Consider the following 19,199-nt stretch of genomic DNA (forward strand, 5'->3'; position numbering starts at 1 on the left):
ACGGATCAGGCGAGCCGCCAGCCCAATTCCTCACCACCACGCAGCGGCACGACCGACGTATCGCCGGCTTCGATCTGCGCGGGCAGCGTCCAGCGCTCGCGCACAAGCGTCACGCGCTCGGTGCTGCGCGGCAGACGGTAGAAATCGGGACCAAAGAAGCTCGCGAAACCTTCGAGCCTGTCGAGCGCCCCGGCCTGATCGAACGCTTCCGCGTAGAGCTCGAGTGCGTGCAGTGCCGTGTAGCATCCCGCGCAGCCGCACGCATGCTCCTTCAGGCCCTTCGGGTGCGGCGCGCTGTCGGTGCCGAGGAAGAAGCGCTGATTGCCCGAGGTCGCGGCCGCCACGAGCGCCACGCGATGCGTTTCGCGCTTGAGCACGGGCAGGCAGTAGTAATGCGGGCGAATGCCGCCCTGGAAGATCGCGTTGCGGTTGTACAGCAGATGATGCGCCGTGATCGTCGCGCCGAACTGGCCCGGTGCCGCATCGGCATCGCGCACGTAGTCCGCCGCATCCTTCGTGGTGATGTGCTCGAACACGACCTTCAATGCGGGGAAATCGCGGCGCAGCGGCTCCATCACGCGATCGATGAACACCTTCTCGCGATCGAACAGGTCGATCGATGCGTCGGTCACTTCGCCATGCACGAGCAGCGGCATGCCGACTTCCTGCATGACTTCGAGCGTCTTCGCGCACTTGCCCAGATCGGTGACGCCCGCGTCGGAGTTCGTCGTCGCACCGGCCGGATAGAGCTTCACGCCGTGTACGAAGCCGCTTTCACGCGCGCGGCGAATCTCGTCGGGCGCCGTGTTGTCGGTCAAGTACAGCGTCATCAGCGGCTCGAACGTCATCCCGGCCGGCAGCGCCGCGAGAATGCGCTCGCGGTAGGCGCGCGCGGCCTCGGTCGTCGTGACCGGCGGCTTCAGGTTCGGCATGACGATCGCGCGGCCGAACTGGCGCGCCGTATGCGGCAGCACCGCCGCGAGCATCGCACCGTCACGCAGGTGCAGGTGCCAGTCGTCGGGGCGTGCAAGGGTCAACGAAGACAGCGTGCTTGCGGCCGGCGCTGCGCTCGGGGAAGAAGTGGAAACGGTCATGGCGACGATCAAACTAGAAAGAGAAGCGCGCGTGGCGCGTGGCGAGCGCGGACGAGATCGGGCGGATGCGCGGGCGGGTACGACAGAGGGCTCGGCCGTCGGTATCGTGGAAAAACTGCAACGCAGGCCGCCCTGCGCCCGCTGATTTCGCTTTTTTCGACTTGCGGCTCGGTATATGCTTCAAAAAACATATTGTAGCGGGTTCGCAACCGGGCCCGCGGACCACACGCTTTACCCTTCGTACCATGTGCCAACTTCTCGGAATGAACTGCGCCGCGCCAACGGACGTCACGTTCTCCTTCACCGGCTTCGCGGCGCGTGGCGGCGTGACCGACCACCATGCCGACGGTTGGGGCATCGCGTTCTTCGAAGACAAGGCCTGCCGGCTATTCATCGACCACCAGTCGTCGGCCACCTCGCCGCTCGCCGACATGGTCAAGCGTTATCCGATCAAGTCGAAAAACACGATTGCGCATATCCGCAAGGCGACGCAAGGGCACATCCTGCTCGAGAATTGCCACCCGTTCATGCGCGAGCTGTGGGGACGCCACTGGATCTTCGCGCACAACGGCGATCTGCAAGGCTATCGGCCGACGCTGAACGGCGTCTATCAGCCCGTCGGCACGACCGATAGCGAGCTCGCCTTCTGCGCGCTGCTGCAAGGCTTGCGGCAAGCATTTCCGTGCGCACAGCCGCCCTTGCATGAACTGTTTGCGGTGCTCGGCGAGCTCACGCGTGAGATCACCGACTACGGCGTGTTCAACTTCTTGATGTCGAATGGGCAGGCTCTCTTCGCGCACGGCTCGACGCACCTGCACTATCTCGTGCGTCGCTGGCCGTTCTCGACCGCGCATCTGATCGACGCCGACATGTCGATCGACTTCGCGCAGTACACGACGCCGGAGGACCGCGTGGCCGTGATCGCCACGCAGCCGCTAACCGATGACGAGATCTGGACCGCCTTCGAGCCCGGCGACTTGCTGATGTTCAAGGATGGTGATGTGGCCGCGCGCATGCATATTCCCGTGCCGCCGGCCGTGCTCGAGAAGGCACGCAACCCGGCTTGCGATGTATCGGCCTCCGCCCCCAGGAAACGCAGCGCAGACACCGCGTCGCGCGATTTGGACGCCGAAGCCGACGATATCGCCGCGTTCGAATCGTAACGTGCCGTTACCCCTCGGGTAACGAAGCAAGCCTCAATGCAGGATCTTCGCGAGGAACTCGCGCGCGCGCTCCGACTTCGGGCGAGCGAAAAACGCCTCTTTGAGGTCGTCCTCGACGATCGCGCCGCGATCCATGAAGACCACACGATGCGCGACCTTCTTCGCGAAGCCCATCTCGTGCGTCACGCACATCATCGTCATGCCTTCCTGCGCAAGCTCGACCATGACGTCGAGCACCTCGTTGATCATCTCGGGATCGAGCGCCGACGTGGGCTCGTCGAACAGCATCGCGACCGGGTCCATCGACAGCGCCCGCGCGATCGCCACGCGCTGCTGCTGCCCACCTGAGAGCTGGCCCGGGAATTTGTCGGCGTGCTCCTTCAATCCCACGCGATCGAGCAGCTTCAGGCCTTTGTCGGCCGCTTCGTCCTTCGAACGGCCCAGCACCTTGATCTGCGCGAGCGTGAGGTTCTCGGTAATCGACAGGTGCGGAAACAGTTCGAAATGCTGGAAGACCATGCCGACTTTCGCGCGCAGCTTCGACAGATTCGTTTTCTTGTCGCCGACCGATTGGCCGTCCACAACGATCTCGCCCTGCTGAAACGGCTCGAGGCCGTTGACGGTCTTGATCAGCGTCGACTTGCCCGAGCCCGACGGCCCGCACACGACGACCACCTCGCCCCGCTTGACCTCCGTCGTGCAGTCGGCCAGCACCTGGACCGGGCCGTACCATTTCGAAACATTCTTGATTGAAATCATTTCACGACCTTTGTTTGAAGACTTGCCACGAGCCCCGACGCTATCGTGCAGACGACAAAATAGCAGCCGCCGGCAAACAGCACCATCTCGATGAGCGTGCCGTCGCGGTCACCGACGTTCGTCGCCGTGCGGAAAAAATCAGCGAGACCGATCACGTAGACAAGCGACGTGTCCTGAAAGAGGACGATTGCCTGCGTCAGCAGCAGCGGCACCATCGCGCGCCATGCCTGCGGCAGCACGACGAAGCGCATCGCCTGCCATGCGCTCATGCCGAGCGCGAGCGAGGCCTTCGCCTGCCCGACCGGCACAGCTTGAATGCCGGCCCGCACGATCTCGGAATAGTAAGCGGCTTCGAACAGCGAGAACGCGATCATCGCCGAGGCGAGGCGGATGTCGGCGTCGGGCGACAAGCCGAACAACCGCTGCAGAACGTGCGGCACGATCAGGAAAAACCAGAGCAGAACCATGACAAGTGGAACTGCGCGAAAGCAGGCCACGTAGGCTTGCGCGAATGCACGCAGCGGCTTGACCGGCGAAAGCCGCAGCAACGCGAGTAAGGTGCCCCATGCGATACCGGCCGCGATCGCGACGAGCGCGATTTCGAGCGTCACGAGCGCACCGGCCCCAAACGTCGGCAATGCTCCGGGAACACCGCTCCAATCGAACTGATCCATCATGCCCCTCCGAGTTGGCCGGGCAGCCGCGTATGACGCTCGATCCAGCGCATCGCGCACATCACCGTCAGATTAATGAAGGCGTATGCCAGCGTCACAGCGATGAACGATTCGTACGCCTGCGCCGTGTAGTCGACGAGTTGCCGCGCCTGGGCCGAAAGCTCTATCAGGCCGATCGTCGACGCAACCGCCGAGTTCTTGAAGACGTTGACGAACTCGGATGTCAGCGGCGGTACGATGACGCGAAACGCGACGGGCAGCAGCACGTAGCGGTAGGTCTGCCACTGCGTGAAGCCGAGCGCGAGGCCCGCGGCACACTGGCCTCGCGGCAACGCCTCGATGGCCGAGCGCACCTGCTCGGCGACGCGCGCGGCCGTGAACAGGCCCAAGCAGAGAATCGACGTCGACAGGAACTGCAGATGGGGCGGTAGCTGCTTGAACCATGCGCCGGCCGACGAGGGCAGCAGCTCAGGCACAACGAAGTACCAGGCGAAGAACTGCACGATCAACGGCACGTTGCGATACAGCGCAACGTAGGCTGCGGCGACGCCGGCCAGCCCGCGGTGCGGCATCGTGCGCAATACGCCGACGCAGGAGCCGACGACGAGCGCGAGCACCCACCCCGACAGCGAAACAGCCACGGTGAGCTGCAGGCCCGACAGCAGCCACCCGAGGTACGTGCTCGGCTCGCCCGTCGAGACCGGGCTTAGCAGCACGCCCCAATTCCAGTGATAAGACATGACAAGGCTCCCGTCGAGGCGAGCAGCTCGCCCGCCTCTTCTTTTCGTTCATCGGCGCCCAATGGCGGCATCAACATGCCACCTCAGCTCATCGGCTTGTCGTTTGGAGTCCTGAACAATGCTTTCATGTCTTCGCTTTCAGGGAAGTTCAGGTTCAACCCCTTCGGCGGGATCGGCGATTCGAACCACTTGCGATAGATCTGGTCGGCTTGACCCGACGTCTGCGTCTGAGCGATCGCATGGTCGACGACCTTTTTGAATTCTGGATCGTCCTTGCGCATCATGCAGCCATAGGCTTCGCGCGATTGCGGCGTTCCGACGATGATGTAATCGTCGGGACGCCGAGCCTTGGCACGCTCACCGGCAAGCAGGGCATCGTCCATCGAGAACGCGACGGCGCGGCCTGTCTGCAGCGTATGAAACGCGTCGCCATGATCTTTCGCGCTGACGACGGTCATGCCCATGTTCTCGTCCTGATTCATCTTGCGCAGCAGGCGCTCCGACGTCGTGCCGGCCGTCGTCACCACAGTCTTGCCTTTCAGATCGGCGAAATCGCGGATGCTCGATGTCTTCTTCGTCAGAAGGCGCGTGCTGATCACGAAGATCGTGTTCGAGAAGGCGACTTGTTGCGCACGCTCGGCGTTGTTCGTCGTAGAGCCGCATTCGATATCGATCATGCCGTTCTGCACGAGCGAGATGCGGTTTTGCGACGTGATCGGCACGAGTTTCATGCGCAGATCGGGCCGGTTCAGCTCGCGCTTGACGGCCTCGACAATCTTCATTTCGAAGTCGTACGAGTAGCCGATGACGTGATGCTGATCGTCGTAGTAGGAGAATGGAATCGACGATTCACGATGGCCCAGCGAAATGACACCCGTGTCCGCGATCTTCTTCAGTGTGCCCGCGCTCCCGCCCTCGGCTCGCGCCGCACCGGCCGCCCCCAACACGCTGACTGCGCCCATTGCACAGATCGCCCGCACGAGCTTCTTGAATTTCGTCGACGCCATAGTTTTACCTCATTCAGGATAACTTTCACCCACTGTAACAAAGAAAGCATCTTGAAAGTAGCGAAAACTGCAGACGAACTGCGTCGTCGGCCGCAGCAAACGAAAAGCGGGCGACACCTTGCGATGCCGCCCGCTTCAAATGCCGGACACGCGCGGGCATGTCGCCCCGCGTGCCGGCCTGGGTCTGAGCCCTCGATCGGTATCGATCAGGGGTACAGGCCGCGCATTTCGCGCGCCATCAGGATCCGCTTGCACGCGACGATGAACGCCGCCGTACGCATCGACACCTGATTTTCGCTCGACACTTGCCACACGGCGTTGAACGCTTCGCGCATGACGCGCTCGAGGCGCTGGTTGATCTCGTCTTCGGTCCAGAAGAAGCTCGAGAAGTCCTGCACCCACTCGAAGTACGACACCGTCACGCCACCCGCGTTGGCCACGACGTCCGGGATCACGAGGATGCCCTTGTCGTGCAGGATGTCGTCGGCGGCCGTCGTCGTCGGGCCGTTCGCGCCTTCGACGATGATCTTCGTCTTGATCTTCGACGCGTTCTTCTCGGTGATCTGGTTCTCGAGCGCGGCCGGGATCAGGATGTCCGTCTCGATCGTCCAGAATTCATCGTTGTTGAGCGGATCGGCGCCCGTGAAGCCGCCCACACCACCTTGCTTGGCGACGTGCTCGAGCAGCGCGGCGGTATCGAGGCCCTTCGGATTGAAGATCGAACCCGTGTGATCCTGCACCGCGATCACCTTCGCACCGGCTTCTTCGAACAGGTGCGCAGCGATGCCGCCCACGTTGCCGAAGCCTTGCACGGCGATACGCGCGCCTTCGATGCTCAGGCCCACGCGGCGTGCCGCTTCCGTGCCGACGACGAACACGCCGCGGCCGGTCGCTTCCCGACGACCCAGCGAGCCGCCCAACGAGATGGGCTTGCCCGTCACGACGCCCGTGGCCGTCTGGCCTTGGTTCATGGAGTACGTGTCCATCATCCACGCCATGATCTGTTCGTTCGTGTTGACGTCAGGCGCCGGAATGTCGGTGTTCGGTCCGATGATGAGGCCGATCTCGCTCGTGTAGCGGCGCGTGACGCGCTCGAGCTCGCCGCGCGACAGCGTGCGCGGATCGACACGGATACCACCCTTCGCGCCGCCGTACGGCACGTTCACAGCGGCGTTCTTCACCGACATCCAAGCCGACAGCGCCATCACTTCCGACAGCGTCACGTCCTGGTGGTAGCGCACGCCGCCCTTGCCGGGACCGCGCGAGACGTTGTGCTGCACGCGATAGCCTTCGAAGTGCGCGACGGTGCCGTTATCGAGTTCGATGGGCACATCGACGACGAGAATGCGCTTCGGACGCTTGAGCGTTTCGAGCCAGCGCGACAGGGAACCGAGATACGGCGCGACGCGGTCGACCTGACGCAGGTAGTTGCCCCAGGGGCCGAGATCGTCGCGGTTGAGATACGAGGGAATCGATTGCGCAGACGGCGAGGACTGCAATTGCGAGGACATGGACACTCCAACGGTCACAGGAATGGGCGCCATTGTCGAAAAAGGCATTTTTGAAATCCAATGCCGTTTGCTCATCCCGTTATGCATGGTTTGCATAACGTTGCCCGGCACGCATGCGAAGCGGCCGGCCGAGCCGACGCGTCAACCGGTTCGCGCGCCTTCGTCGGCCTGCCTCACACCGCCCTCGACCTCGCCTGCGACGACCTGCCACAGGCGCCGCACGAGCTGCTGGCGCGGATCGTCGCTGGTCGCGGCGAGCTTGTCTCGATACAGGCGGATCTCCATCGTCAGCGTGAAGCGGTCCGCGCTTGCCCCGCGCGTGGGCCGGTCGAGCCGGATCAGGTCGCCGGCCGCCACGGCGTCTTCGACCGCGCTGTGCGGCAGAAACGCGACACCGTGGCCCGCCAGCGCCATCGCCTTGAGCCCTTCGGCCATATCGGTTTCGTAGATGCGATCGAGATATAGGCGCTCGGATGCGTTCGCGATGATGACTTCCGTCATGCGCCCGAGGTAAGCGTTGGGCGTGTACGACAGATACGGCACCGGCGCCTCGAGCGTGCCCGGCAACTGGTAGCGCGCGCGCCCCGCGCGCAGCGGCGCCGAGAACGGGCTGATCGGCTCGCTGCCCAGCGTCAGCATGTCGTAGCGCGCGGGATCGAGCGCGACGGGATGGCTCGGATGGTGATATCCCATCACCAGGTCGCACCCGCCCTCAACGAGCGAGAGCACCGCATCGTGTACGTTGAGCGCGCGCAGGCGCGTATGCACGGGGCCCAGTTGCGCTTCGATGCGTTGCAGCCAGCGCGGGAAGTACGTCAGCGACAGCGTATGCGGCACGGCGAATTCGATCGTGGCGGCGGGCGCGCCCGTGTGGCCGCGCAGCAGGATGCGCGCCTCGTGCACCTGCGACAGCATGGCTAATGCTTGTTCGTAGAAGACCTGTCCCGCCTGCGTCAGCCGCGTCGGATACACCGAGCGGTCGATCAGCTCAGTGCCGAGCCACGCCTCGAGCGCCTGGATACGCCGCGAAAACGCAGGCTGGGTGACATGCCGCAGTTCGGCCGAACGGCTGAAGCTGCGCGTTTCCGCGAGCGAAACGAAGTCTTCGAGCCATTTCAGTTCCATGCGGGCCTTGGCAAAAAGCAGCGAGAGGGGCAACGCGCGCATTTTACCGGGCGCCGTGATGGACGCCTCCGCCGTCGTTCTTGCAGCGCACCATCGGCGCGCGCGCCGCACGCGCCCTGTGCCGGCCGCGCAAGCCCGGTGCGCCGACGCTGCACCGCTCGCGGGCGGGCCGCCAACCGATGCGGGGCATGCTGTGTGACGACACGCGGCGCAAACGCACGCGCGGCGCGTCCTTGCGCTTTGTTCTGCTTTTTAGGGCACGGATCTTGGCACAGGCCTTGCATTTGCCTGGCCTCGCGCTGCACTGCAAAAGAAGATGCGCGGCGCGCACCCGACCTCACCGACCTTCCCTTCCATCGCGACGCGAGGATGCCATGAAGAACCTGCAACAAGCGCTACGGAGCGGCAATTGGCGCTCGCTCCTCGCGTGCTTCCTCTATTTCGATACCGGCTTCACGGTCTGGGTCCTCTATGGCCCGCTCGCGCCGTTCATCGGCAAGGACGTGCCGATGAACGCCGCCGAGCAGGGCTTTCTCGTTGCCGTGCCCGTGCTCGCCGCCGCCATCCTGCGCGTGACGCTCGGCAACCTGTATCAGTCGACCGATGGCCGGCGCATTGCGCTGCTGGGCGTGCTGCTCTCGGCAGTGCCGGCCGTCGTGTTGCCGCTGTGGCCGGGCGTGCCGTCCTATACGCTGCTGCTCGTGCTCGGCGTGTTCCTCGGCATGGGCGGGGCGAGCTTCGCGGTCGCGCTGCCGATGGCCGGCAGCAGTTACCCGCCGAAGGTGCAGGGGCTCGTGCTGGGCTTGGCTGCTGCCGGCAACATCGGCGCCATGCTCGACGGCTTCCTGTTCCCGCACGTGGCGAGCGCGCTCGGCTGGCAGTTCGCCACGGCGGCCGCGTTGCCGCTGCTCGGGCTCGCGGGCCTGGCGCTGTTTGCCTGGGGCGATGATCGCGGCGAAAAGACCGGTGACACCGCGCGTGCGCTCGGCAGCTTCGCCGCCACGCTCGCGGGCCTCGTCGTCCTCGTGCTGGCCGTGCATGCGGGCGTGTTCGGCCCGGGCAAGACCGGCGTGTTGCTGCTGCCGCTGATCGGCGCGCTCGGCGCGATCGCGTTGCTGCCCGCACGCTACCGCGCCGTGCTCGCCGAACGCGATACCTGGGTGCTGATGCTGATCTACGGCATCACGTTCGGCGGCTTCGTCGGCATGTCCTCTTACGTGACGCTGCTGCTGACCACGCTCTATCAGCTGCCCAAGCTCGAGGCAGGTCTGTTCATGTCGCTGCTCGCGTTCCTCGGCGCGATCGTGCGGCCGATGGGCGGCTCGCTGGCCGATCGCGTGACGGGCGTGCGCGCGTTGCTCGTGCTGCTGGCGCTGATCTCGCTCGGCGATTTCGCGTTCGCCGCCTGGATGCCTCCGCTCGGCGGCGGCATCGCGCTGCTCGTGTGCCTCTACCTCGCGTTCGGGCTCGGCAACGGCGCAACGTTCCAACTCGTGCCGCACCGCTGGAAAGGCAAAACCGGCCTGCTCTCGGGCGTGATCGGTGCCGCGGGCGGGATCGGCGGCTTCTATCTGCCCGTCGTCATGGGCATCGCCAAGGAAAACACGGGCAGCTATCAGATGGGCTTCGCGACGTTCGGCGCGCTCGCGGCCTGTGCGTGCGGCGCGCTGGTCCTGCTGCGCACGCAGTGGCTCACCTGGGCCTCGCCGGCGAGCGTGACGGCCAGCGAACCCGCTCCCTCCCCCGTGCTCGGCCAAACTGCCACCGCCGGCGAATAACCCTCTGACGATAAACACGGGTACGGACACGAGGACGGTCGCAACCGGCCCGTGTCCAAACGGCAAACGGCGGCGCGGCGCGATGCAGGTGGTAAAATTCGCGGTTCTCCCCTGCTCAGAAACCGGCGCGTTTCGCGCCCAAGCCGCCCCATCATGTCCGATACTCGCGCCGACACCCTCTTTGCCCTCACCGCCCTGTCCCCGCTCGACGGCCGCTACGCCACGAAGACCGAAGCGCTGCGTGACTGGCTCTCCGAAGCCGCCTTCATGCGCCACCGCGTGACGGTCGAGGTCCACTGGCTCATCGCGCTGTCGCATGCGGGCTTTGCCGAAGTCCCGCGCTTCTCGGCTGCCAGCGAACAGTTCCTGCTCGAACTCATCGAGCGCTTCTCGGCGCACGACGCCGCGCGCATCAAGGAAATCGAGCGCGTGACGAACCACGACGTGAAGGCCGTCGAATACTGGCTCAAGGAATCGGTGAAGGGCCAGCCCGAACTCGAGCGTGCGAGCGAATTCATTCACTTCGCCTGCACCTCGGAAGACATCAACAACACGTCGCACGGCCTCATGCTGGCCGGTGCACGCGAGCACGTGATCCTGCCCGCGCTGCGTGCCGTGCACTCGCGCCTCGTCGCGCTCGCGCACGCCCACGCCGAGCAGCCGATGCTCTCGCGCACGCACGGTCAGCCTGCGAGCCCGACGACGCTCGGCAAGGAAATCGCCAACGTCGCCGCGCGTCTCGCACGCGCGATCGAGCGCATCGCGCGCGTCGAGATCCTCGGCAAGATGAACGGCGCGGTCGGCAACTACAACGCGCACCTGTCCGCCTATCCCGAGTTCGATTGGGAAGGGTTCTCGCGCGAGGTCGTCGAAAAGCGCCTGAAGCTCGCGTTCAACCCGTACACGATCCAGATCGAGCCGCACGACTACATGGCCGAGCTGTTCGACGCCGTGGCCCGCGCGAACACGATCCTGCTCGACCTCGACCGCGACGTCTGGGGCTACATCTCGCTCGGCTACTTCAAGCAGAAGACGAAGGCCGGCGAAATCGGCTCGTCGACGATGCCGCACAAGGTCAACCCGATCGACTTCGAAAACTCCGAAGGCAACCTGGGCCTCGCCAACGCAACACTGCGCCACCTGGCCGACAAGCTGCCCGTCTCGCGCTGGCAACGCGATCTGACCGATTCGACGGTGCTGCGCAACATGGGCGTCGCACTCGGCTACTCGCTGCTCGCCTACGACGCGCTGCTGCGCGGTCTCGACAAGCTCGAAGTCAATCCGCAGCGCCTGAACGACGATCTCGACAACTGCTGGGAAGTGCTGGCCGAACCGGTGCAAACGGTGATGCGCCGCTACGGCATCGAGAATCCGTACGAGCAGCTCAAGGAGCTCACGCGCGGCAAGGGCATCACGGCAGAGGCGTTGCAGCAGTTCATCGGCGGCCTCGCGATTCCCGAAGACGCCAAGGCACGCCTGCTCGCCATGACGCCCGCCTCGTATGTCGGCAAGGCCATCGAGCTGGCCAAGCGCATTGCTTAAAGTTTAAGGCGCGCGCCGTTTAAGCCTTGCCAATCGGGGCCGGCTGCCTTGCGCAGCCGGCCCTTTGTTTTTTGAGCGTGCCCGAGGTGCAGGTACGCGAGTTACGCGCTCCTTCGACCAAGCTTGGCCATCACCTCGTCGACGATCGCCTCGGGCGTCATGTCGACGCTGACCGTCAGCGCCTCATCCTCGCCCGGTTCTTCGAGCGTATCGAGCTGACTTTGCAGCAACGACGGATCGAAGAAATGACCGGCGCGCGCGTTCAGGCGCTGGCGCAGCACCTCGAACGTCCCCCTCAGATAAACGAACCGTACATTGCCGTCGCCACCGGGGCCACCGCGCAGCACGTCGCGGTACGCGCGCTTGAGCGACGAGCAGCCGAACACCGCCGTCTCGCCGGCCCGCTGCCGGGCCTCGATAGCCGCGCGAATCGCCGCGAGCCACGGCCAGCGATCGTCATCGGTCAGCGCGATGCCATGCGCCATCTTCGCCTTGTTCGCCTCGCTGTGAAATGCGTCCCCATCCATGAAGCTGCACGCCAGTCGCTCGGCCAGCAGTTCTCCGATCCGCGTCTTGCCGGCGCCCGAGACGCCCATCACGATCAGAATCATCGCTCCTCCGTTACAGCACCGCCGCAGCCACGAACGTCAACGCAAGACCGAGCACCGAGATGATCGTCTCGCACAGCGACCACGTCTTGAACGTCTGCCCGACCGTCATGCCGAAGTATTCCTTGATGAGCCAGAAGCCGCCATCGTTCACGTGCGAGAAGATCAGCGACCCCGAACCGGTGGCGAGCACGAGCAGCTCGGGCCGCACGTGCACGGCGCCCGCGGCGGCGATCGGGGCGACGATGCCGCATGCGGTCGTCATCGCCACCGTCGCCGAGCCCGTCGCCAGACGGATCAGCGCGGCGACGAACCAGCCGAACAGCAGCGGCGAGAGATGCGCCTGCGTGGCGACCGCCACGATCTGCTGCGAGATGCCGCTCTCGCGCAGCACGCCGCCGAAGCCACCGCCCGCACCGACGATCAGCGTGATGCCGGCGATCGGCGCCAGGCATTCGCCGCAGAACTTCTGGATCTGCTCGCGCGAAAAGCCGCCCCGCACCCCGAAGCTCCAGAAGCTGAAGAAGACCGCGATCAACAGCGCGACGTCGGAATTGCCGACGAAGTGCAGCAGATCGTTCGGCAACGACTTCGGCGCGAAGAACAGATTGGCCCAGCTGCCCAGCAGCATCAGCAGGACCGGCAGCAGCACGGTGAGCACCGTGATGCCGAAGCCCGGCAACTCGCGCCGCGCTGCGTCGTCGCCCCGCTCGACGAACTGTTCGGCGAGCGGGTTCACCTCGGGCAGCTTCACGGTACGGTAGATCAACAGCGCGAACAGCGGCCCGGCGACGAGTGCGGTCGGCACGCCGACGATCAGGCCATATGCGATCGTCTTGCCGACGTCGGCGCCGTAGGCCTGCACGGCAAGCAGCGCGGCCGGATGCGGCGGAATGAGCCCATGGACGACCGACAGCCCCGCCACCATCGGCAAGCCGATCAGCAGCAGCGACTTGCCGGTGCGCTTGGCGACGTTGAACGCGATCGGGATCAACAACACGAAGCCCACTTCGAAGAACACGGGCAAGCCGACGATGACGGCCACGAACAGCATCGCCCAGTGGATGTTGCGCTCGCCGAACCAGCGTATCAGCGTGGTCGCGATGCGCTCGGCCCCGCCCGACTCGGCCATCATCTTGCCGAGCATCGTGCCCAGGCCCACGACGACGGCGATATGGCCGAGCGTGCCGCCGTTGCCGGTTTCGAACGCCTTGACGATCGTGTCCATCGGCATGCCGGCCGCCAGACCCAGCAGCAGCGAGACGACGATGAGGACCAGAAACGGATAGACCTTGAAGCGGGCGATGAGGATGATGAGCGCCGCGATGGCGATGACCGCATAGACGAGCAAGAGTCCGCCGTGGACCGATCCCATGTACTGTCTCCTTCACGGGTCATGCAATGAGGACTTGGACGGCACTCACGGAGCCCTCGTGAGGCCGTCGCAGCATTGTAGACGGCGTGACGAAGCGTCGACAGAAACGATTCCACCAAACAAAACCCTCACATCGCGCGCGAAAACACATGCAATGTGAGGGCCGACAGCAGGCGAGAAAGGCCGCTTGATGCGGCGCAGCGTTTAATTCTGATGCGCGGCCAGTTCGGAAGCGGCGCGTGCCAGGCGCGTGACGTCGTCCCAGTTCTTGGCGGCCAGCGTGGCCTTCGGCGTCAGCCACGAGCCCCCTACGCACACGACGTTCGGCAACGCGAGGAACGTGGGCGCCGTCTCGGGCGTGATGCCACCGGTCGGGCAGAACTTGAGCGTCGGGAACGGACCGTGAAAAGCCTGCAGCATGCCGACGCCGCCCGCTTGCTGCGCGGGGAAGAACTTGACGATCTCGTAGCCGAGCTCGAGCGCGACGAGGATGTCGGTCGGCGTCATGACGCCCGGCAGCAGCGGCAGCCCCGCGTCTTGCGCGGCTTGGTGCATGTCTTTCGTGAGCCCTGGCGAGACGCCGAATTGCGCGCCGGCCTTCTTGGCGAGCGCGCAGTGCTCGGGCTTCGTAATCGTGCCGACGCCGACGACGATGTCGGGCGCAAGCTGACTTGCGCGCTCGATGGCCTGCAGGCCCGCTTGGGTGCGCAACGTGATTTCGAGTACCTTCACGCCGCCCGCATGGAGCGCGCGCGACACGTGTTCGCCCTGCTCGGCCGAATCGAACGCGAGCACGGGAATGACCGGGCCCAGACGGACAATCTCGTCAATCGTTTTCATTTGCACCCTCCTTATCGCTGTGCGGCGTGAACGTGTTTTTCGGCCGGCTCACCTACGGCCAACGGAAGTCCCTGCGGGACGAGCGGACCGAACACCGAGGCGCCCATCTCGGCCGGCGCCGCAGCCGCCCGGAAGACGCCGAACAATTCGCGGCCGAAGCCGACTTCGTTGTGTGCCTGATGCTGCGGCACCGCATTCTCGCGCGCGGCCCACTCGGCTTCGTCGAGCTCGATGTCGAGCACACCGCGCTCGGCGTCGATGACGAGCGTGTCGCCCGTGCGCACCTTGCCGAGCGGCCCGCCCAGCAGCGCCTCGGGCGAGACATGAATCACGGCCGGCACCTTGCCCGAGGCACCCGACATGCGCCCGTCAGTGACGAGCGCGACATGGAAGCCTTGATCCTGCAACACGCCGAGCAGCGGCGTCAAACGGTGCAACTCCGGCATACCGTTGGCGCGCGCTCCCTGGAAGCGCACGACGGCGACGAAGTCGCGTTTGAGTTCACCGTTGTCGAACGCTTCCTGCACGGCCTCTTGCGAATCGAACACGATGGCCGGCGCACGTACCGTGCGGTGCTCGGTTGCCACGGCCGAAATCTTGATGACGCCGCGCCCGAGCCGCCCCTGCATCAGGCGCAGGCCGCCATCGGCCTGGAACGGATCGCCGATTCGCCGCAGCACATTCGTGTCGCCGCTCGCCTCGGGGCCCGGCACCCATTTGAGCGCGCCATCGATCAGACGCGGCTCTTCGGTGTATCGATGCAGCCCCTTGCCAGCCACCGTCGTCACGTCGTCGTGCAGCAATCCGCCCTCGAGCAGGTTGCGGACCAGGAAGGCCATGCCGCCCGCCGCGTGGTAGTGGTTCACATCGGCCTTGCCGTTCGGATAGATCTTGGCAAGCAGCGGCACGGCCTGGGACAGCGTGTCGAAGTCGTCCCAGTCGATCAGAATGCCGGCCGCGCGCGCGATGGCGACCAGATGCAGCGTATGGTTCGTCGAACCGCCCGTTGCCAGCAGCGCCACGATGCCGTTGACGATCGCTTTTTCGTCGACGACATGGCCGATCGGCGTGTAGTGGCTGCCCTCGGCCGTCAGCTCGAGCACGCGCTGCGCCGCCGCCGCCGTCAGCGCATCGCGCAGTGGCGTATGCGGATGCACGAATGCCGAGCCCGGCAGGTGCAAGCCCATCACTTCCATCAGCATCTGGTTGCTGTTCGCGGTGCCGTAGAACGTGCAGGTGCCATGCCCGTGATACGCGGCGGCTTCAGCTTCGAGCAGTGCATCGCGGCCCACCTGCCCCATGGCGAACTGCTGGCGGATCTTCGCCTTTTCGTCGTTCGACAGCCCGCTCGTCATCGGGCCCGCTGGCACGAAGATCGTCGGCAGATGGCCAAATTGCAGCGCGCCGATCAACAGACCCGGCACGATCTTGTCGCAGACGCCCAGGCACAGCGCCGCATCGAACATATTGTGCGTGAGCGCAACGGCCGTGCTCATCGCGATGACTTCGCGCGAGAACAGCGACAGCTCCATGCCGGCGTTGCCCTGCGTAATGCCGTCGCACATGGCGGGCACGCCGCCCGCGAACTGGGCGACGCCGCCCCGCTCGCGCGCCGCACGCTTGATGATGTCGGGAAAAGCCTCGTACGGCGCGTGGGCCGACAGCATCTCGTTGTACGCCGAGACGATGCCGATGTTGGGTTGTCGCAGCGCCTTGATCGCGAACTTGTCGTTGCCTTCGAGCCCGGCGAAGCCGTGTGCGAGATTGGCGCACGAGAGCGTGCCGCGTGCCGGAAAGTGCCCTTGCGCGGCGTCGATGCGTGCGAGGTAAGCCGAACGTGTCGGCTTGCTGCGCTCGACGACGCGCCGAGTCACCTGGATCAGAGTGGGATGCGGCGAAACCATGAGGGGACGCTCCTTCCAGAAAAGAATCGCACGGCTTGAGCCGCGACAGGCGATTGAGTCGTCGACGAGTTTAGTAGAAAAACTACATCACAGCAATCAGGAGCAAATCTGATGATTCCTCGCCCACATAACCAAAGAAACCGCCAGCAATATCCAAACCCGCCGATCGGTAGCATGGTTATGTAGATTTTCTACATCAAAACGACGATACTGGTGGCCGACGCTGATTTCCCGCCGCGTGACCCGCGGCGTCATTGACGATGCTGACCCGAATCGAAGCGATGCGCGCGCAGTTGCGCCCGTCCGAACGCAAGCTGGCCGACTACGTGCTCGAGACGCCGCGAGAGGTGCTCGATCTCGCCATGACCGAACTGGCCGAGCGCGCCGGCGTGAGCCAGCCGACGATCGCGCGCTTTTGTCATGCGCTCGGCTGCGGCGGGTTTCGCGAGTTCAAAATCCGGCTCGCGCAGAGCATCGCGCCGGGCCTGCCGTCCGTGTACCGCGACGTGCGGCCCGATGAACCGGCGCCTGGCGTCGTGGCGAAGGTGTTCGACCGGACGATCGGCGCGCTGATCGAAGTGCGCAACAGCCTGTCGGCCACGAGCATCGCCAAAGCGATCGACCTGCTCGCCCAGGCCTCGCGGATCGAGTTCTACGGTGCGGGGGGCTCGGGCATCGCGGCGCAGGACATTCAGCACAAGTTCTTCCGCCTCGGCATTCCGAGCGTGGCCTATGCGGACCCGCACACGTACTCGATGTCTGCTGCACTACTGGGTGCAGGCGATGTGGTCGTCACGATCTCGAATACGGGCCGCACGCGCGACATCGTCGATGCGGCGCGCTCGGCACTCGCCTGCGGCGCCAAAGTGATCGCGATCACGCACAGCAGCTCGCCGCTCGCGCAGCTCGCAAGCGTGAGCCTGTGCGCGAACATTGCCGAGGAGGCCGACATCTTTTCGCCGATGACCTCACGCATGTCGCACTTGGCGATCGGCGACATCCTGGCCGTGGGCGTCGCGCTGCGTCGTGGGCCCGAGCTCGTCGACAAGCTCGGGCGCGCGAAAGCGACGATTACCCGCCGGCGTATCGACGCTCAGGAAGAGGAACAGGATTAGGCGAACGGAAGCACGCTGGAGAGGAGAAGGAAGCCGCCGACGGACTCGGGGCACCTTCCCTCAGAACGACTCAGAACGACTCAGAACGACTCAGAACGGCTTGATGACGACGAGCGCGACGGCCGCCAGCATGCCGAGCACGGGCAGCTCGTTGAAGAAGCGATACCAGCGGTCGGAGCGGCGATTCTCGCCGCGCTCAAAGGTAGCGAGCAGACGCCCGCAATAGACGTGATAGAGGATCAGCAGCACGACCACGCCGACCTTCGCGTGAATCCAACCCTGTCCGCGGCCGATGCCGATCACGAGCCACAGCCACAGCCCGCACGCGAGCGCGGGCACCGCGATGAACGACATGAAGCGATACAGCTTGCGCGCCATCGTCAGCAGCCGGCGCACGGCGGCCGGCTCGGTTTCCATCGCGAGATTGACGAAGATGCGCGGCAGGTAGAAGAGCCCGGCGAACCAGGAGGCGATCAGAACAATGTGAAAGGTTTTGATCCAGAGCATCGGCATTGTGTTTGGTGAGTTATCGACGCACTTCCCCGTGCCCCAGCACGACATACTTCAGCGACGTCAGCCCCTCGAGGCCGACAGGGCCACGCGCATGCAGCTTGTCGTTCGAGATGCCGATCTCAGCGCCGAGGCCATATTCGAAGCCGTCGGCAAAACGCGTAGAAGCGTTCACCATCACGCTCGCCGAGTCGACTTCGCGCAGGAAACGCATCGCCCGGTCGTGGTCTTCGGTGACGATCGCGTCGGTGTGCGCCGAGCCATACGTGTTGATGTGCTCGATCGCGTCGTCGATGCCGTCGACGATCTTGATCGCGAGCACCGGCGCAAGGTATTCGGTGCGCCAGTCCTCTTCGGTCGCATCGACGAGCGCGAGCATCGTCGCATCAAGCCCTTCGGCACCTTCGAGCACGGCCCGCGCAGCCGCATCGACGCGCAGCTCGACGCCCTTGTCGCGATAGCCCCGCGCCAGCGCGGGCAGCACCGCACGCGCAATGCCGCGCGCGACAAGCAGCGTCTCCATCGTGTTGCAGGTGCCGTAGCGATGCGTCTTCGCGTTGTCACACACGGCGAGCGCCTTCGCGATGTCGGCCCGGTCGTCGACGTAGACGTGGCAGATGCCGTCGAGGTGCTTGATCATCGGCACGCGCGCCTCCTCCATGAGCCGAGCGATCAGGCTCTTGCCGCCGCGCGGCACGATGACGTCGACGTATTGCGTCATCGTGACGAGCTTGCCGACCGCGGCACGATCGGCGGTCTCCACGACCTGCACGGCGTCGCGCGGCAGGCCTGCCTGTGCGAGCCCCTCCTTGATCAACGCGGCAAGCGCCGTGTTCGAGGCGAGCGCCTCCGAGCCGCCGCGCAGGATCACCGCGTTACCGGACTTCAGGCACAGCGCCGCCGCATCGATCGTCACGTTCGGGCGCGACTCGTAGATGATGCCGATCACGCCGAGCGGTACGCGCATCTGGCCGACCTGGATGCCGGTCGGGCGGTACTTGAGGTTGCCGATTTCGCCGATCGGGTCGGGCAGCGCCGCCACTTGCCGCAAGCCCTCGATCATCGTACGCAGCGCCTTGTCCGACAGCGTGAGCCGGTCGATGAAAGCTGCGTCGAGCCCTTTCTCGCGCGCACTGGCCACATCGCGCGCATTCGCTGCCTTGAGCGCCGCTTCCTCGCGCTCGATCGCGCAAGCAATCGCTTCGAGCGCGTCGTTCTTCGCGGCCGTCCCCGCACGCGCCATCGCGCGCGATGCCTGGCGGGCGCGCATGCCCACGCCCGTCATGTACTCGTCGATATCCATGATGATTCTCGTTGCTCGCGCGCGAAAGCGCGCTTCGATTGCTGACGACGCAGATTGAGAAGACGTATCGATTGTAAGCCGGATGCGGCGGCTGGCGCCCGATGCGTATCGATTCAGCCGTCATCGCCCGATACCGATACCAATACTGCTA

At 65.0% G+C, this 19,199-nt stretch carries 17 protein-coding genes; 4 read left to right on the forward strand and 13 right to left on the reverse strand.

Annotated elements, in window-relative coordinates:
• Positions 1 to 5: 5 nt before the first annotated feature.
• Positions 6 to 1,094 (reverse strand): dihydroorotase, encoded by a 1,089-nt coding sequence (pyrC, locus tag D7S89_RS08635; protein ID WP_121277377.1) that lies wholly within the window; start codon positions 1,092 to 1,094, stop codon positions 6 to 8.
• 245 nt (positions 1,095 to 1,339) lie between these two features.
• Here pyrC and D7S89_RS08640 point away from each other — a divergent pair, with 245 nt between their 5' ends.
• Positions 1,340 to 2,257: a class II glutamine amidotransferase gene (locus D7S89_RS08640; protein ID WP_121277185.1), complete on the forward strand. Its 918-nt coding sequence runs from the start codon at positions 1,340 to 1,342 to the stop codon at positions 2,255 to 2,257.
• Between the two features lie 33 nt (positions 2,258 to 2,290).
• On the opposite strand, the gene D7S89_RS08645 is transcribed toward D7S89_RS08640, so the two are convergent.
• From D7S89_RS08645 to D7S89_RS08670, 6 genes are all read right to left on the reverse strand, one after another.
• On the reverse strand, positions 2,291 to 3,016 hold the full coding sequence (locus D7S89_RS08645) for an amino acid ABC transporter ATP-binding protein (RefSeq protein WP_121277186.1): 726 nt from the start codon (positions 3,014 to 3,016) through the stop codon (positions 2,291 to 2,293).
• Positions 3,013 to 3,690 carry a glutamate/aspartate ABC transporter permease GltK gene (gltK, locus tag D7S89_RS08650; RefSeq protein WP_121277187.1) on the reverse strand — a complete coding sequence of 226 codons (678 nt, stop codon included), beginning with the start codon at positions 3,688 to 3,690 and terminating at the stop codon, positions 3,013 to 3,015. Before gltK ends, D7S89_RS08645 begins: the two co-directional genes overlap by 4 nt.
• The gene (locus tag D7S89_RS08655; protein WP_121277188.1) at positions 3,690 to 4,430 is read right to left on the reverse strand and encodes an amino acid ABC transporter permease; all 741 of its coding nucleotides are present in this window, start codon (positions 4,428 to 4,430) and stop codon (positions 3,690 to 3,692) included. The genes gltK and D7S89_RS08655 overlap by 1 nt, the downstream gene beginning before the upstream one ends.
• Before the next feature lie 83 nt (positions 4,431 to 4,513).
• A complete protein-coding gene (locus tag D7S89_RS08660) occupies positions 4,514 to 5,437 on the reverse strand; it encodes a glutamate/aspartate ABC transporter substrate-binding protein (protein WP_121277189.1) in 924 nt (307 codons plus the stop codon).
• Between the two features lie 206 nt (positions 5,438 to 5,643).
• Entirely contained in the window at positions 5,644 to 6,948 is a 1,305-nt protein-coding gene (locus D7S89_RS08665) for a Glu/Leu/Phe/Val family dehydrogenase (protein WP_121277190.1), read from the reverse strand.
• A 141-nt stretch (positions 6,949 to 7,089) separates the two neighbouring features.
• Positions 7,090 to 8,073, reverse strand: coding sequence for a LysR family transcriptional regulator (locus tag D7S89_RS08670; RefSeq protein WP_121277378.1), 984 nt, complete (start codon positions 8,071 to 8,073; stop codon positions 7,090 to 7,092).
• Positions 8,074 to 8,447: 374 nt separating this feature from the next.
• On the opposite strand from D7S89_RS08670, the gene D7S89_RS08675 reads away from it, so the two are divergent.
• Together D7S89_RS08675 and purB are read left to right on the forward strand one after the other, a co-directional pair.
• Positions 8,448 to 9,851 (forward strand): MFS transporter, encoded by a 1,404-nt coding sequence (locus tag D7S89_RS08675; RefSeq protein ID WP_121277191.1) that lies wholly within the window; start codon positions 8,448 to 8,450, stop codon positions 9,849 to 9,851.
• Positions 9,852 to 10,004: 153 nt separating this feature from the next.
• Positions 10,005 to 11,393, forward strand: coding sequence for an adenylosuccinate lyase (gene purB, locus D7S89_RS08680; RefSeq protein WP_121277192.1), 1,389 nt, complete (start codon positions 10,005 to 10,007; stop codon positions 11,391 to 11,393).
• A gap of 101 nt (positions 11,394 to 11,494) precedes the next feature.
• On the opposite strand, the gene D7S89_RS08685 is transcribed toward purB, so the two are convergent.
• The 4 genes from D7S89_RS08685 to edd all read right to left on the reverse strand — a co-directional run bounded on the left by D7S89_RS08685 (position 11,495) and on the right by edd (position 16,120).
• Entirely contained in the window at positions 11,495 to 12,004 is a 510-nt protein-coding gene (locus D7S89_RS08685; RefSeq protein WP_121277193.1) for a gluconokinase, read from the reverse strand.
• A gap of 10 nt (positions 12,005 to 12,014) precedes the next feature.
• A complete protein-coding gene (locus tag D7S89_RS08690; RefSeq protein WP_121277194.1) occupies positions 12,015 to 13,376 on the reverse strand; it encodes a GntT/GntP/DsdX family permease in 1,362 nt (453 codons plus the stop codon).
• 204 nt (positions 13,377 to 13,580) lie between these two features.
• Complete coding sequence (gene eda, locus D7S89_RS08695) at positions 13,581 to 14,216, reverse strand: bifunctional 4-hydroxy-2-oxoglutarate aldolase/2-dehydro-3-deoxy-phosphogluconate aldolase (RefSeq protein WP_121277195.1); 636 nt, start codon at positions 14,214 to 14,216, stop codon at positions 13,581 to 13,583.
• 11 nt (positions 14,217 to 14,227) lie between these two features.
• Complete coding sequence (gene edd / locus D7S89_RS08700) at positions 14,228 to 16,120, reverse strand: phosphogluconate dehydratase (RefSeq protein ID WP_121277196.1); 1,893 nt, start codon at positions 16,118 to 16,120, stop codon at positions 14,228 to 14,230.
• 260 nt (positions 16,121 to 16,380) lie between these two features.
• On the opposite strand from edd, the gene D7S89_RS08705 reads away from it, so the two are divergent.
• Positions 16,381 to 17,235: a MurR/RpiR family transcriptional regulator gene (locus D7S89_RS08705; RefSeq protein WP_121277197.1), complete on the forward strand. Its 855-nt coding sequence runs from the start codon at positions 16,381 to 16,383 to the stop codon at positions 17,233 to 17,235.
• A 90-nt stretch (positions 17,236 to 17,325) separates the two neighbouring features.
• Here D7S89_RS08705 and D7S89_RS08710 read toward each other — a convergent pair whose 3' ends face one another.
• Positions 17,326 to 17,748 (reverse strand): CopD family protein, encoded by a 423-nt coding sequence (locus D7S89_RS08710; protein ID WP_121277198.1) that lies wholly within the window; start codon positions 17,746 to 17,748, stop codon positions 17,326 to 17,328.
• 13 nt (positions 17,749 to 17,761) lie between these two features.
• Positions 17,762 to 19,048 carry a glutamate-5-semialdehyde dehydrogenase gene (locus D7S89_RS08715; protein ID WP_121277199.1) on the reverse strand — a complete coding sequence of 429 codons (1,287 nt, stop codon included), beginning with the start codon at positions 19,046 to 19,048 and terminating at the stop codon, positions 17,762 to 17,764.
• Positions 19,049 to 19,199 lie beyond the last annotated feature (151 nt).

Origin of the sequence: Trinickia fusca (assembly GCF_003628145.1) — a bacterium.
Classification (GTDB): domain Bacteria; phylum Pseudomonadota; class Gammaproteobacteria; order Burkholderiales; family Burkholderiaceae; genus Trinickia; species Trinickia fusca.